This window comes from Methanosarcina siciliae T4/M, from assembly GCF_000970085.1.
Lineage (GTDB): Archaea > Halobacteriota > Methanosarcinia > Methanosarcinales > Methanosarcinaceae > Methanosarcina > Methanosarcina siciliae.
Window position 1 is genome coordinate 2,798,374 of record NZ_CP009506.1, and the last position, 15,060, is coordinate 2,813,433.

14 protein-coding genes and 2 pseudogenes are annotated in these 15,060 nt (G+C 44.4%); 9 read left to right on the plus strand and 7 right to left on the minus strand.

Translation table 11 applies throughout. The annotated features are described in order from the left end of the window. Positions 1–96 precede the first annotated feature (96 nt). Positions 97–249, minus strand: a complete 153-nt coding sequence (locus tag MSSIT_RS24815) for a hypothetical protein (protein ID WP_231589784.1) — start codon at positions 247–249, stop codon at positions 97–99. A 2-nt stretch (positions 250–251) separates the two neighbouring features. Here MSSIT_RS24815 and MSSIT_RS24820 point away from each other — a divergent pair, with 2 nt between their 5' ends. After that, entirely contained in the window at positions 252–431 is a 180-nt protein-coding gene (locus tag MSSIT_RS24820) for a hypothetical protein (protein ID WP_048172626.1), read from the plus strand. 108 nt (positions 432–539) lie between these two features. Here the strand turns inward: MSSIT_RS24820 and MSSIT_RS11920 are convergent, their stop codons facing one another. The 4 genes and pseudogenes from MSSIT_RS11920 to MSSIT_RS24835 all read right to left on the minus strand — a co-directional run. Continuing rightward, a complete protein-coding gene (locus tag MSSIT_RS11920; protein WP_048172628.1) occupies positions 540–1,406 on the minus strand; it encodes a bile acid:sodium symporter family protein in 867 nt (288 codons plus the stop codon). A 49-nt stretch (positions 1,407–1,455) separates the two neighbouring features. After that, on the minus strand, positions 1,456–2,010 hold the full coding sequence (locus tag MSSIT_RS11925; RefSeq protein WP_048172629.1) for an LURP-one-related/scramblase family protein: 555 nt from the start codon (positions 2,008–2,010) through the stop codon (positions 1,456–1,458). A gap of 329 nt (positions 2,011–2,339) precedes the next feature. Next, positions 2,340–2,702, minus strand: a complete 363-nt coding sequence (locus tag MSSIT_RS24825; protein WP_231589785.1) for a dehydroquinate synthase/iron-containing alcohol dehydrogenase family protein — start codon at positions 2,700–2,702, stop codon at positions 2,340–2,342. A gap of 146 nt (positions 2,703–2,848) precedes the next feature. Next, positions 2,849–3,207, minus strand: a pseudogene (locus MSSIT_RS24835) (iron-containing alcohol dehydrogenase); the annotation flags it as partial. A 314-nt stretch (positions 3,208–3,521) separates the two neighbouring features. On the opposite strand from MSSIT_RS24835, the gene MSSIT_RS11935 reads away from it, so the two are divergent. Together MSSIT_RS11935 and MSSIT_RS11940 are read left to right on the plus strand one after the other, a co-directional pair. After that, positions 3,522–4,487, plus strand: a complete 966-nt coding sequence (locus tag MSSIT_RS11935) for an alpha/beta hydrolase (protein WP_048172631.1) — start codon at positions 3,522–3,524, stop codon at positions 4,485–4,487. Positions 4,488–4,687: 200 nt separating this feature from the next. Beyond that, a complete protein-coding gene (locus MSSIT_RS11940; RefSeq protein ID WP_048172633.1) occupies positions 4,688–6,667 on the plus strand; it encodes an amylo-alpha-1,6-glucosidase in 1,980 nt (659 codons plus the stop codon). A gap of 329 nt (positions 6,668–6,996) precedes the next feature. On the opposite strand, the gene MSSIT_RS11945 is transcribed toward MSSIT_RS11940, so the two are convergent. Both MSSIT_RS11945 and MSSIT_RS11950 read right to left on the minus strand, forming a co-directional pair. Beyond that, entirely contained in the window at positions 6,997–7,485 is a 489-nt protein-coding gene (locus tag MSSIT_RS11945; protein WP_048172635.1) for a DUF1269 domain-containing protein, read from the minus strand. A 419-nt stretch (positions 7,486–7,904) separates the two neighbouring features. Further along, complete coding sequence (locus MSSIT_RS11950) at positions 7,905–8,603, minus strand: ferredoxin--NADP reductase (RefSeq protein WP_048172637.1); 699 nt, start codon at positions 8,601–8,603, stop codon at positions 7,905–7,907. A 394-nt stretch (positions 8,604–8,997) separates the two neighbouring features. On the opposite strand from MSSIT_RS11950, the gene MSSIT_RS24840 reads away from it, so the two are divergent. The 6 genes and pseudogenes from MSSIT_RS24840 to MSSIT_RS11970 all read left to right on the plus strand — a co-directional run bounded on the left by MSSIT_RS24840 (position 8,998) and on the right by MSSIT_RS11970 (position 14,554). Further along, positions 8,998–9,063 (plus strand): amylo-alpha-1,6-glucosidase, encoded by a 66-nt coding sequence (locus tag MSSIT_RS24840; RefSeq protein WP_231590549.1) that lies wholly within the window; start codon positions 8,998–9,000, stop codon positions 9,061–9,063. A gap of 177 nt (positions 9,064–9,240) precedes the next feature. Then, on the plus strand, positions 9,241–10,248 hold the full coding sequence (locus tag MSSIT_RS11955) for a glycoside hydrolase family 130 protein (RefSeq protein ID WP_048172638.1): 1,008 nt from the start codon (positions 9,241–9,243) through the stop codon (positions 10,246–10,248). A 374-nt stretch (positions 10,249–10,622) separates the two neighbouring features. Then, positions 10,623–13,055, plus strand: coding sequence for a plasma-membrane proton-efflux P-type ATPase (locus MSSIT_RS11960; protein ID WP_048172640.1), 2,433 nt, complete (start codon positions 10,623–10,625; stop codon positions 13,053–13,055). Between the two features lie 42 nt (positions 13,056–13,097). After that, a pseudogene (locus MSSIT_RS23285) lies at positions 13,098–13,268 on the plus strand (glycosidase); the annotation flags it as partial. A gap of 103 nt (positions 13,269–13,371) precedes the next feature. After that, entirely contained in the window at positions 13,372–14,070 is a 699-nt protein-coding gene (locus MSSIT_RS11965; protein ID WP_231589787.1) for a methyltransferase domain-containing protein, read from the plus strand. 202 nt (positions 14,071–14,272) lie between these two features. Continuing rightward, positions 14,273–14,554, plus strand: a complete 282-nt coding sequence (locus tag MSSIT_RS11970; protein WP_048172642.1) for a helix-turn-helix domain-containing protein — start codon at positions 14,273–14,275, stop codon at positions 14,552–14,554. Positions 14,555–15,060 lie beyond the last annotated feature (506 nt).

Genomic DNA, 15,060 nt, shown 5'->3' on the forward strand with positions numbered 1-15,060 from the left:
CAAGCCAGGAGATGACGGCAAGGGTCAGAAATTCTATCCTGTGGTAAAGTCCGGACGTCCAGCCGGCCTTTACGGCTCTGCTTGAAAGCCATCTCCCTAACAGGCCCAGGACGCAAGGAAGAAGATGAAGAACGGGATTTCCCCTCCGTCATTGAGCCCACTTTCGATGTTCAGGCCCTGCCGGATCCGGACAGGCACTTTGGGGTTGTTTACTATCAGCTGGCCCAACCCGGCATCGGTCGGGGGCAAGGATGGCGCCGAGAAGCGCAGCTTCGGCAAGGATCAGATCCGGGAAAAGAAATGCAGCATTTGATCAGGTCAAGCCCTTCCGGGCTAAGGAGCATTCCGGCCGTAACAAAAATCATCGGGGCTGTGACGACAGTACCCGAGATTTTTCGGGAAACAAGGCTGAAAGCAAAGAGCAATACTGAAAAGGCTATGACAAAGTTTGTGATTTCTGCTTCCATGGATGTTCTTTTTTTCGAGTTTTTCCGCGTATTCACTCTACAGGTACCCTGTTTTTCCCGCTCCCGGACGATTTATGCAAGCTTTTCCGCCCGCTTTCCCAGCTCTTCCCCTATAAACATAAGCAGGATGAGACCTGCCAGTGCCACTACCATGATCATGACCATTACTTCAGGGTCTGTGAAATTAAGTGCGGAAATTGCCAGGGCTGCCGAAAGGTTGCGCTGGGCAGTCCCTAGAGCAAGTACTCTTTTTACAGGTCCGGCAGACCCCCCGAGGAAATAGCCGATAATAAACGAAATAAGCAGGAAAACTGCTGCCGCAAGGACCGCTGTACTGCCTATAACGCTTATGAGGTCCGAGAGGTAGACTACAAAGAAAGCCACAAAAAGGACAAGCAGGGAAAGGTTAGTAGCCTGGGTCATCAGGGGCAGAAGCCCGCTGGCAATTTCCTCGTATCTTGCCCGGATGAACAGGGCAAGAATAAGGGGGAGGAGCATCAGCAGAATGAGGGACTTTGCTATGTCCCAGGGGCTTATTGTAACCCCCGAGAGAAAAAGCGGAAGGACTATCGGGACGTAAAAAATGGTTACCACCATCAGGAGTACCATAAGCCCTACTGCAAAAGCAGTGTCCCCTTTTGCCACCTGTGCGAGCTTCGGCAGGAACGGGGCTCCTGCGGAAGTACCGAGCAGGAATAGGCCGATTGAAAGCCCTTCGGAAAGAGGAAATATTAGCAGTACCCCGAGAGCTAGCAACGGGACCAGTATGAAATTAGCCGCCAGTGAGAGAATTACCAGCTTCCTGTTGCTCAGAGGGGCCAGAATCTGCTGCACCGTAAGGGAAAATCCCATCCCAAGCATACTGGTAAGCACGAAGACCAATGTGCCAAGGACGCCTATAGTCTCAAGAAAATTCAAAAAAGAGGTGGTTTCAACCATTCTTCCTCCCTTCTTCCCCTTTCTTTCTTTTTCTTACAAACTTCTCACGTCAGTCATGTGCCATCTGGTCAATTGCTACCGTAATTGCCAGGATCAGGGCGGTATCCTGTCCTGGAGAAACCTCTACCCCATAGGTATCTCTTATTCGGAACCACTTCTTGGAGACTTCCGCAACCTTTTCTCTCCCGGACTCGATATTATATTCGTGATCCAGGATATTGCCATGAGCCTCCATTTCAGATCCGTCCCCAAGGTCTACTTTCCAGCGGTCGCGGAGAGGTGTGATCAGGGCTTTTTTGATCGTTGCAGCCGTTCTTCCCTGTCCGTCTTCGATGTTCAGCGTATCCTTTATCCTGAGCAGCTTCTCCTTGAGTTTGTACAGTTCATGTCCCTGCACATCTTTGATAATCAGGGTGTCGCGAATACGGAGAGCTTTGCCGTCAACATAAAATGCCCTCTCCCCAGCCTCATTTTCAATCCAGTAGTCATCCCCTATGGAAACGAGCTTCTCGTGCATTTTGTAGCGTTGTTTACTTTCTGCTTTGTGGCCAACGGGACCGCCCGTGCTTTCACGATCCTTGAGCCTGTCCCTTAATCGTCCCATTAAACATCACTCCCTCTGTTTATTGTAGTCCGTGTTTTTTCCCTTGAAGGTATTCTGTTTGTCCTGATATGGGGTAGGGGTGGTAATCCCTGTTTGCCTTCCAGTCCGGGAAACTATAGTAACACTCGAACCTTCTCCCCATTATGGTCTAAACTGATGAGTTCTTGAATTTATCCAGACCCATTCCCCCTTTCTGAATGTATAAATATGTCAGATATATATTTAAATGGATTTATAATATATCTAAATGGATTTATAATTTAGGATCGATGCATGAGTTTTTTTCGCTCACATATTCGTTTTTCGCTCACATAGCTTTCCTGTAAATTTCAATTACATCTTCCTTTGAGAGCTCTCTTGGGTTTGTGGCAGACGTCCTGCATGGCATTTTCCGCCAGCAGTTCGAGGTCTTCTTCTCTGGCTCCTAGCTCTTTTAAACCTGAAGGAATTCCGATTTCGGTTGCAAGCTTTTTGATGGTAGCTATGGTTTTGTTTGCGACTTCTTCCGGGCTCAGGCCCTCAACTTTTTCTCCCATTGCCTTTGCGATATCGGCAAACCGTTCTGGACAGACCTCCTTGTTGTACATTTCCACATAGGGGAGGAGAATTGCGTTGCATACGCCGTGCGGGAGGTGTTTTGAGATAAGCTCGATTGCCTTAATAGTAGCCGCATCGGTGGTCGGGGTAGCCATGGTGGAAATATAAGCTTCAACTGATGGGTAAGGGCGTCCATTCCGGTAGCAGCCGTAAGTGCTGGCGGCATGCTGACCATCAGTCCAGGGTCGTTGACTGCCACGTCGGGTGTGATGCGGGGATCAACAATTTCCATTTTGATGTGCCTTTTCGTATCCGTAATAATTGTAAAACTCGTCATCTCACTTGCAGTACCGGTAGTTGCATTTACCGTGATAAGCGGAGGGGTCCCCTTCGTAACCTTTCCGATGCCTTCGTAGTCATTAATTTCCCCTCCGTTTTTAGCCCCGATGCCAACGGTTTTTGCACAGTCCATAGGCTTCCCCCTCCTACAGCAACGATCAGGTCACAGTTCTCTTTTTTGTATATTTCTGCCCCTTCCGTAACCGAACTGTCGGTCGGGTTCGGCTCCGCTCCTGGAAAGATTTCCGCTTTCAGTCCGGCAGCTTCAAAGATTTTCCGGATATCTTCCGCAAGTTTCTCTCCATGCCTGCTATTAATCACAGAAAATATTTGTTATTCTCACTTTTATATATTTTTATATATAATCCACATATGTATTGGCCTGCAATGAAATTCAAATATAATAATCAAAACTAAAGATGGGTAGCCGGAATAGTGCAAAATCATGTTATAGATGATAAGAGCCAACAATATGGTAGAGCCAACAATATGTTAAGAGCCAATAATATGGTAAAACCAACAATATAGCAAGAACCAACATTTTTGAAACGGAAAGGTGTATTCAAAATGTGTTCAATTTGTTTTTAAAAGCTTATTAAATCTTAAATTTCCTGCATTCTCCGGAGGACAACATTATGAAGCAGACAAAAGACCCACTCGAACAAGCTACCGGAACATTTGTAGAAAATATAAAAATGGGGAGCGAAACTCCAGGCTACAAATCCTCTCCTAAAGACGCCTGTAGGGTTCTTTACGATTTGCAGGCTGCTAAGGTGGCAAAATTACCTGCGGACATCGAGAACCTAACCATTCCCGTAGGGCTCAAGGGACAGGTTTCTGTCAGGATAATAAGACCGGCAGGAAATAAGGAAATCTTGCCCGTCGTAATGTACTTTCATGGCGCAGGCTGGATACTGGGGGATAAAGATACGCATGACCGGCTGGTAAGGGAAATCGCCAGAGGAGTAAATGCTGCGGTTGTATTTGTCAATTTTACGCTGTCTCCTGAGGCAAAATACCTTGTACAGATCGAAGAGGCATATGCTGCGACAAAATATATTGCAGAGAACGGGAAAGAACTCAACATGGATACTTCAAGGCTCGCGGTTGCCGGCGACAGTGTAGGCGGAAATATGGCGGCAGCTGTTTCACTCCTGGCAAAGGAGCGGGGCGGCCCAAAAATTGTTTATCAGGTGCTCTTTTATCCTGTTACTGATGTAAATTTCGATACTTTGCCATATCGGAAGTATTCGACCGATTTCTGGCATACCCATGAAGCGATGAAGCTTTTCTGGGAGAATTATTTCCCCGATAAGGAAACGCTCAGGCAGCCGACATCATTTCCGTTAAAGGCCTCGGCCGACCGGCTGAAGGGACAGCCGCCTGCTCTGATCGTCATCGATGAAAATGATATGATCCGCAACGCAGGCGAGGAATATGCCCACAAGCTGATGCAAGCCGGGGTCGACGTAGTAACCGTTCGATACCTGGGGACAATACACGATTTCGTTATGTTGAACCTCCTTGGGGGCACACCTGCAGCCTGCAGTGCAATCGGCCTGGCGAATGAAAATCTCAGAAACGTTTTTGCCAGATTGTAATTCTGTAAAACCATAAAAAGCGAAAAGGAGTTATTGAGAAAAAACCCCAGGTGAGAGAGACCAGGTTACATCCACATCAGGTTACTTCCTACATGCGAAAATTTGACTTTGAATTTACGGTAAATTGCGATACTGTCGAAGACCAGGCCAGTATTTTCCAAACGTACAGCTATTTAATAAATCAACCCCAATAAATATGCATGAGTGGGATCAGACTTGGGGCAGATTTTCTTTCAACATACGAAGAAGGAACAAAAAGAGAATGGATTATAGGCAACGGGCTTGGAGGATATGCTTCTTCTACGGTCATAGGGACAGGAACCAGGACTTACCACGGCCTGCTTGTCGCGGCTCCGGAGAATTTTCCGGGGAGACTCTTGCTGCTTTCTTCCCTTGATGAGGAGATCTCAATTGATAATGAAGTATATAAACTTGCGACCCACAAATATCCGGACAATCTCTCTCCTGAGGGCTTTAATTACCTCTCCGAATTCATACACAGCCCTTTTCCTCTCTGGGTTTACCAGGCGGGAGATTTTACCTTAAAGAAAAAAGTCTTCATGGTTCATGGCAGTAACACAACCTACGTCCTCTATGATATAACTTCCAGAAAAGAGGGAGCTTTGCTAAAAATTTTCCCTCTGGTCAGCTCAAGAGATTTCAATCTCACTGCTCGTTCCGGATATCTGTCCTTCTACCAGAAAGCCGGTCCTAAGGGAGTGGAACTGGCAAGCTCTAATGGTTTTACTTTCTCACTTTCATCCAACCTCCGGTATCACCCTGATCCCATATGGTACTTTAACCTGGAGTATGACACTGAGAAGGAACGGGGACTTAACTTTCAGGAGGATATCTTCAATCCGGGTTATTTCGAAAGCAAGCTCGAAAAGGGGACTTCCCGCTTTTTTATCGCTGCTTCAACAAAAGACATTTCTTTTCTTACTCTCGGACAAGTTGACAAACTCTATGTAAGGGAAGCAAATCGGCAGAACCTTCTTATTCTAGATTCGAAGCTTCTCAAGCCTTTCGCCCTTAAGCTTCTCAAGGCAACCGACTCTTTTGTGGTTAAAAACCACTCTACGGGTGAAAATACGGTTATCGCAGGATATCACTGGTACTCTGACTGGGGAAGGGATTCCATGATTTCTCTTCCTGGCTTGCTTTTAATACCTTATCGTTTCGAGGAAGCAAGGTCCGCTCTCAACAATTTCGCCCGGTACTGTCGAAGAGGCCTGATCCCCAATACTTTCCCGGCTTTCGGAGGGGATCCGATTTACAACACAGTGGATGCTTCTCTCTGGTTTATTCATGCTCTGGATCGCTATTTTGCATATACTCAAGACTTCCTTTTCCTCTCGGATGTCTGGGATACCATGAGCAGCATTATAGACAACTATTGTGCAGGCACGGATTTTGCAATCGGCATGGATTCCGATTATCTTATCTGGCAGGGGCCTCAGCTAACCTGGATGGATGCCAAAGTCGGGGAATGGGCAGTAACTCCAAGAGCAGGTAAAGCCTGTGAGGTAAATGCTCTCTGGTATAACGCTCTGAAAACCGCTTCTTATATGGGGACTCTTCTTGGCGAAGATATCTCCTCATATGAGACTCTTGCAGCGGGCGTTGCTTCGAATTTTGAAAACACTTTCTGGAACCCGGAAACTAACTGTCTCTTTGACCTCATACATCAGGATGAGGCAGGAAACCAGGTTAAAGACCCTGCAATCCGTCCCAATCAAATCTTTGCTGTTTCGCTCCCCTATACTATGCTTTCTCCTGAAAGAGAAAAAGCAATTGTAGACAGAGTCGAAAAAGATCTTCTGACACCCTTCGGGCTCAAAACTCTCTCTAGTGATCATCCCCTGTATAAAGGACAGTATCGTGGAGACGCTCTTACCAGGGATACGGCTTATCACAACGGGACAGTCTGGCCCTGGCTCCTCGGAGCTTATGTAAAAGCTTACCTGAAAGTCAATAATTATTCGAAAAGCAGTCTTGAGGAAATGCGTGTTCTTCTTGAAGGCTTTGATGCGCACCTTGAGGTTGCAGGTATCGGCACAATTTCCGAAGTGTTCGATGGGGATTACCCTCACTCTCCCGGGGGTTCTATCTCCCAGGCCTGGAGCGTTGCAGAGATTCTCAGGGCGTATGTGGAGGACGTGCTCGGGATCAAACCTTGAAAAAGAAGTTGAGTGTACTATTTCTGATAAAAACTCAATTGATGAAACCGCAACTGACAAAACTTCAACTCATAAATCCGCAAATGGTTAAAAATAACTGATAAAATTCCAAGTAGTTTGAAATAAACCAAAAACTGAGACCGGCTTTTAAGTATTGAAAATACGTGCACTGAAAGTTTAGAATAAAAAGAAGAAAAGAAAGATTATGTAGAATTTATTGGCTAAATATAATATGGCCAAATATAACAAAATCTCTCAATGTTTGAAAAAGAGAGAGCTTTTGTGCTTGAGTTTTTCAGTACATACGCTCGAGAATTATAGACCTCCGCTCATTCTCCGGCTCCAAAGGTGGCTTTTAGTTTGCTTTCTTCCTCTTTTGAAAGGGAAGTACGTACCACTTTTGGATTGTATTTGCTTAACTCATCGAGAACCTTATCCTCAGTCCACTTTGAGATCAACAGGAAGAGAGCAGATCCGCCCGGTTCAATAGTTTCGGCAACTTCATGAATGAAATCGTCATCGATTCCATAATCACTTAATTTGCCTGAAATGGCACCTGTTATTGCACCGATTGCCATTCCCAGCCAGGGCATCCAGAAAAGCAAACCAATCAACATCCCCCAGAATGCTCCCCCCACAGTACCCGCACCTACAAGGTTTACAGCCTGCTTTACCTTAACCTTACCATCGTGGTTGCGGACAACGACTGCAGCATCATCAAGGTTTATTAACTGTTCTTTTTGAAGCTTCTTGATTGCTTCATCCATTTCAGATGCACCTTTATCATCCGAAAAAGCAAAAACTATCAACTCACTCATTTCCAAGACCTCCTTTCTCATTTTATGTTTATACAAAATCTGATTTGTATGGTCTTAATTTACGAGAAATAGCTTACCATCTGAAATTCAATCGAAAGCAGCCTCCCGGAGAGAAGCAGAAGGTTTGAAACAAACAGGCCATAAATAACAGGTCATTAAGTAATAGGTAATTAAGTAACATTACATAAACCTATTAAATTACATAAGCCTGTTAAGGACCCTTTCAACTGGTCATTATATTGACCAATCCCGCTTCCGAAAATCTCGTTTCCCCTCGTCTATCACAGAAGCTACTCTGTATTAAAAATTGTGCAATATTATATAGAGCTTTCGCACTTAAATATCAAGGTCAAGCACCGGCGAGTCTATAACAGCTAGTAAATATCCAGAAATGAAAGGAGATTATGAATTTAACCGGATCAATTCTCACCTGGAAAAATTTCCCGCTTTATCTGTTTCTCCGGTATTTCCAGCTCCTTTAAGAGAGAAACCATCGAATCTACCATTCTCGACGGGCCGCAGGTAAAGAACGTACGTTCCCGGTAATCCGGGATATATTTTTTGATCATTTCGGCATTGATCCTTCCTGTAACTCCCTTCCAGTCCGAGCCGGGTCTTGTGATCGTGTCAATTATTTTTATGTCGGGGTTTTGCTTCTGCGCATTCTCAAGCTCTTCTTTGAAGGCTATATCATTCTCACTGCGGTTAGAGTAAAGCAGGATTATGCTGGTATTTAGCTTCTTATCGACCAGATACTTGATTATACTCCGCAATGGGGTTATACCTATGCCGCCGGAGAGCATACCTATATTTTTATACTCTTCGAGGAAGGTAAAATCCCCATAAGGCCCATTTATTGAAACCCGATCTCCCGGTTTCAGAGCTGCCAGAGCATTTGAGAAGGGATGGCCTGTCAGCTTCTTGGTAATTTCAAGAAACTCTTCAGTAGGGCTGCTGGAAAGTGTAAAAGGTTTCTTCATCGGGTTCGAACTGCCACCTAAAATCAGGACTACATACTGGCCTGCAAGGTAGCTGAATCCCTGAGGTTTTTCGAATCGTACACTTTTTACATCAGGCGTCCTCTGGATGACTTCAATTACTCTGGTTTCAAAAAACATTTTTTCCTCAACACCAATAGTTATTTGAAGATTATATCTTCTGTCCGGCTTTTCCTAAAATATTAATGCTTTAATAATATATGAAAATGAGTCAATAGTGGCTTACATGCCCTTTTTTTTCCAAACGTACAGCTATTTAATAATTTAACCACAATTTAATATGTATAGGGGATCAGGCTTGGGATAAATTCTCCGGGAGGGTTTTTGCCGCTTCAGCAGGAGATATTTCTTTCCTAACTCTTGAGAATATTGATAAACTCCATTCAAGGGAAGTAAATTGGCAGAATCTTCTCGCTTTCGATTCGGGGCTTACTGAGCCTTTTGCTCTTAAGCTTCTCAAGGCAACTTGATGCTTTTACAGTGAAAAACCAGTTTACAGGGTGAAAGCACGGTTATTGCAGGATATCACTGGTACCCGGACCGGGGAAGAGATACCATGATTTTCCTTCTCGGCCTGTAAAATTAAACACAGGCACAATTTCCGAAGTTTTTGATGTGGATTTCTCCACAGTCTTCCGCTGGTGCTATTACCCGGGTGGGGGATGTTGCAAAGATATTAAGGGCATACGTAAAGGAAGTACGTGGGACCCGGTCTTGAAATAGGAATTGTGTATACCACCTTTAGTGAAGAAATAACATGAGCTGGAAAGGAAGGGGGAGTAATACGCCCTGGGCAAATCATGGAGAATTGTTTGTAAGGCATAAGAAAAATCCTATACTTACGATTGAAGACTGGCCGTATCATGCTAATGCGGTTTTTAATCCTGCAGCCGCCATAGTTAACGGTAAAACTCTATTGTTTGCGCGGGTTGAAGACCATAGAGGTTTTTCTCACCTTACAATCGCCAGGAGTGAGAACGGGATTGATGGCTGGGAAATTGATCCTCAACCAACCCTGGTCCCGGATCCAGCACACTATCCTGAGGAAATATACGGCATTGAAGACCCACGTATAACTTACATAGAGGAGATGGGAAAATGGGCTGTAGCATATACGGCTTTTTCTGATTCGAGTCCTTTAGCTTCTCTTGCCTTCACAGAGGATTTCCGCAATTTTGAGAGAATAGGGGCTATAATGCCGCCTGAAAATAAAGATGCTGCTCTTTTCCCTGTCAGATTTAACGGGAAATGGGCCCTGTTACACAGGCCAGTATCCGGCACGACAGGTACAAAAACAAACATCTGGATCTCTTTTTCTCCGGACATGAAACACTGGGGCGGGCATCAGGTCCTCCTGTATGCCCGGGAAGGAGGATGGTGGGATGCCCGTAAGATAGGTTTATCTCCGCATCCGATGCGTGTGCCTGACGGATGGCTGATTATGTACTATGGTGCACGCCAGACCACAGATAAAACAAGTTATCGGCTTGGGATTGCTCTCCTTGACTCTGAAGACCCGAGAAAAGTCCTCCACCGGTCAGAAGGCTGGGTTTTCGGGCCCCGTGAACTCTACGAACGCAGTGGAGACGTCAACGATGTCATTTTGCCCTGCGGCTGGGTTTTAGTGGGGGATGAGATCAGAATTTATTATGGAAGTGCAGAAGTATCTGTCTCCACGGCCAGTGCAAAAATAAACGATATTCTGGAATATATCCGCAGATGCCCTGAGGAACAATATGCCGATGAATATTGTAGCCGGTTCTGATGAAGTATTGAAAGTTCTATTGATACATTGAAAGTTCTATTGATACAAAAAAATTATAATCTAAAATTAGATTGGGTGGGCAGTTAATGAAATCTCAAGATGAAAATTCGATCTTTAAATTCAAATCCAGTAAATTCAAACCCGGTCAAACGGGGAGAGTTCTCCATTTAAACAGATTTTATCAGGTCATACTTTGGAAAAATATTTCCTTCAAAGAAAATTCAATGGCAAAGGATTTTCCATTATACGTAAGCTCCGGGATTTCTTAGTCACCGTGAGGTAAATTCGCTAATCGATATAATTCGGTATATTCCGGCATTGTAAGCATTTTGGGGATTTTTGATTTAGTGAACAATCAAGTTTTGGGGGTATTTATGAAAGAAAATGTGCAACTCAAGGTTGATGAAATAAAGGATTCGCCTGCAAGCGAAATCATTAAAAAACTTGATTCGAGTGACAAAGGACTTTCTTCTTCGGAAGCTGGGAGCCGGATTGAGCAGTATGGCTATAATGAAATTTCCGAAAAGAAGGTCAGTCCGCTTAGAAAATTTCTCGGTTATTTCTGGGGTCCCATTCCCTGGATGATTGAAATTGCAGCTGTAATTTCAGCTTTTATCCATCGATGGGAAGACTTCGTGATAATTTCCTTGCTCCTTCTCTTAAACGGGGTCGTGGGGTTCTGGCAGGAAAATAAGGCTGATAATGCCATTGAACTCCTTAAGCAGAAAATGGCCATTAATGCCAAAGTGCTCAGAGGAGGGGAATGGAGCCAGATACCTGCACGAGAACTGGTCCCCGGAGATGTGGTCCGCGTACGTTCAGGAGATGTTGTGCCTGCAGACCTTAAGCTCTTTGAAGGAGATTATCTGCAGGTAGATGAATCCGCTCTCACCGGGGAATCCATGCCTGTAGAAAAAAAATCAGATGATATTGCCTATTCGGGGTCCGTTATCCAGAAAGGGGAGATGAATGCCCTTGTTGTGGCTACGGGTATGAATACCTATTTTGGAGAGACAACCAAACTGGTGGCCGAGATTCGGACCAGGAGCCACTTCCAAAAAGCGGTCCTCAAAATCGGAGACTACCTGATTGTCCTTGCAGCCTGCATTGTTGCGATTGTTTTAGTTATAGAGTTTTTTTTCAGGCATACTCCTTTTCTGGAAACCCTCCAGTTTGCTCTTGTGTTGATCGTAGCCGCAATTCCGGCAGCTCTTCCTGCCGTAATGTCCGTTTCAATGGCCGTTGGAGCCACCGAGCTCGCAAACAAAGGAGCCATTGTCAGCAAACTGGTCTCCATAGAAGAAATGGCCGGGATGGATATCCTGTGTTCGGACAAAACCGGTACGATTACCCAGAATAAGCTAAAATTGTCCGAAATATCACCTTTCGGAAACTTTAAAGAAAACGATCTCATGCTTTACGGCTCGCTGGCCTCAAGGGAAGAGGACAATGACCCGATTGATAATGCAATCCTTCTGAAGGCAAAGGATGAAGGGTCAATTCAAGAAAAAATCGGTTCTTATGAAGTCAAAGAGTTCACGCCATTTGACCCCGTCATAAAGCACACCGAGGCTACGGTTGAAGGACCTGAAGGAAAATTAAAAGTTGCCAAAGGTGCGCCCCAGGTTATTCTGGACATGTCGGATGATAAAGAAGAAGTAAGGCAGAAAGTGGAAGAAAAAGTAGATTCTCTGGCTTCAAAGGGGTATCGTGCCCTGGGAGTGTGTGTTGGGGAAGAAGGAAAATACAGGTTTGCAGGGCTTCTGGGACTTTATGACCCCCCGCATGAGGACTCTGCGGAGACCATAAAGACGGCAAACTCCCTTAACGTGAACGTGAAAATGGTAACCGGGGACCATATCGCCATTGCTAAGGAGATAGCAAGCCAGGTAGGCCTGGGCACGAACATAATTACAGCCGATGGTTTTGTAGAAAAATCCGATTCCGAAGCTCAGGAACTTGTAGAAAAGGCAGACGGGTTTGCCCAGGTCTTTCCCGAGCACAAATACAGGATCGTTGACCTCCTTCAAAAAGAAGAACATATTGTTGGTATGACAGGAGACGGCGTCAACGATGTCCCTGCCCTGAAAATGGCTGATGCGGGAATTGCTGTTGCAGGAGCCACGGATGCTGCAAAATCCGCTGCAGACATCGTGTTTACAATATCAGGCCTCTCGATCATCATTAACGCGATAAAAGAAAGCCGCAAGATATTCCAGAGGATGAAGAGCTACTCCATCTACAGAATTGCCGAAACCGTCCGGGTGCTTTTTTTTATTGCCACTTCGATAATCGTGTTTAATTTTTATCCCATAACTGCCATAATGATCGTTTTGCTTGCTATTCTCAACGATGCCCCTATAATGACTATTGCATATGACAATGTGAAATATTCCCTGAAACCGGAAGAATGGAACATGCGCGAGGTCGTGAGAGTTTCCACATTTCTGGGAATTCTGGGAGTGATTGCTTCATTCCTTATATACTATATCGGAGCCAGGGTTCTTTACCTTAGTCCGGGTGTACTGCAGTCTTTTATCTTCCTGAAACTTGCCGTAGCCGGGCACCTGACCATATTTGTCGCCCGTACCAGGGGACATTTCTGGTCTCCTCCTCCGGGAAAGCTCCTTTTTTGGTCTGCAGTGATCACAAAACTGCTGGCAACCTTTATCGCAGTATACGGGATCTATATATCTCCTATCGGATGGAAACTGGCAGGCTTTATCTGGATCTATGCACTTACAGCTTTTGTTTTAACCGATTATTTGAAAGTGGGCTTTTATAAGCTAATGGACCGGAGAGGATGATTTTCTATCTGGAATGAAAGTGGGGGGATAAGATAGGTTTATGAACTTCGAATTTATTACGGAAGTGCGGATACATCCGTCTCAATGGCCAGCGCAAAAATGAGCGATGTCCTGGAATATGTCCGCGAGTGCCCTGAAGAACAGTGTCCTGAAAAGTTCTGCAGATTTTTTGAGGGGAACAGGAGAAGGGTTACTGGTCCGAAAAGAGGCTAAATATGAATCCGGGGTTTGCATTATTGAGAAAAAAGCATCATGTATAATTTCGGAATCTTGCCTTAATCCGGTAAGGATAATTATATATATGTATTGTATATTTATGATCTATAGTGTATATATCATGACAATAACGTATCCTGATATCAAACCCTGGGGCAGGTCTTTTGAGGATTATGTGAGAATGTTTAGCCTGACCCCTGCAGATCTCAAGCGAAAAATTCTGGGCTGCGGGGACGGCCCTGCAAGTTTTAACGCAGAACTTACGGAGTGCGGCGGAAATATCGTATCTATCGATCCTGTTTACTCTTTCAGCGCGGACCAGATCCAAGAGAGGATCGGGGAGACCTGTGATTACGTACTTGACCAGACCAGGAAAAACCAGGATAAGTTCGTCTGGCAGGAAATTGGCTCAATTGCAGAGCTTGAAAGGAGGAGGATGTCTGCAATGGCGAAATTTCTGGAAGATTTTCCGAAAGGTGTGGTGCAGAAGCGATATCTTGCGGGTGAACTTCCCTCGCTGCCTTTTGGGGACGGAGAGTTCGACCTTGCCCTGTGCTCGCATCTGTTATTCCTCTATACGGATAACCTGTCGCTGGACTTTCACCTGAGATCGATGGCGGAGTTGTGCAGGGTTGCAAAGGAAGTCCGAATATTTCCGCTGCTGGATGTAAACGGCAACAGATCACCATACATTGACCTTCTGACCGATTTTTTGAGGGCAGAAAAGAGGGATGTGATGAAAGTGAAGGTAGCATACGAGTTCCAGAAGGGCGGAAACACGATGCTAAAAATTTGCTGAAACAGCCGATTATAATCCGAATAAAAAATTATCATTCAGTACCTCAAATTTCATGAATTATCTATAGAACATTGTATCCAAATATTGAGAGTGGTTTGTACCGATATCAAATCTGTTCAATAAATAGATAACTTTATAACCGTGATTAGTTATTGAAAATGAGAATCACTTATAGAGAATAGCCACCTCTGAGATGATATCAATGGATTCAATGGAAAAAATATTTGGAAAAACCGCACAGATGACCGTACTTAAAAACCTGATCGAAAACCAGAACGAACCCACCTATCTTTCAGGAATAGCCGAAGAGACCGGATTGTCTCATTCCAGTGTATCAAGGGTTATCACACCTTTGATCGATTCCGGCGTTATCCTTGAAAAACCCCTGGGAAAGCAGATCCGAACTTTCCAGCTGAATATGGAAAGTGAGGCAGCAAAATTAATAGTTGATTTTTACTACAAAATTAACCAGCTGGTAGAATAAAACTGAACAATAAAATGAACAATAAAACTGAACAATAAAATGAACAATAAAACTGAACAATAAAACTGAACAATAAAACTGAACAATAAAACTGAACAATAAAACTGAACAATAAAACTGAACAAATGAGCTTGTTTGAATAAGATTTTGTCTGAATAATAAGATCACGGGAAGTTGGCATCTGAGATATGGCGGACTCTCCGGTCTTTTATTCAAGACTTTAGATAAGATATCGGACTTACATATTGCAGGTTCACGATATCTTCCTATTACTTTTTTGTGTTACAGACCAGGCCACAAAAAAAGGGCTATAGGTCAGCTTCCAGCCAACTAGATTTATTTTCTCGAGCATTTCTTCAGGGATGCTTTTTCCGGAGCTCAGGCCGGGCAACAGGGCATGATTATGCTGTTTTCCGTTTTTCCCCGTTTTTCCCCGATTCAATTTTTTGTTCCGGGTTATGAGTTACATCTGTTTCGGGTGGCTGATCGTACACCTAAAAGTTCGG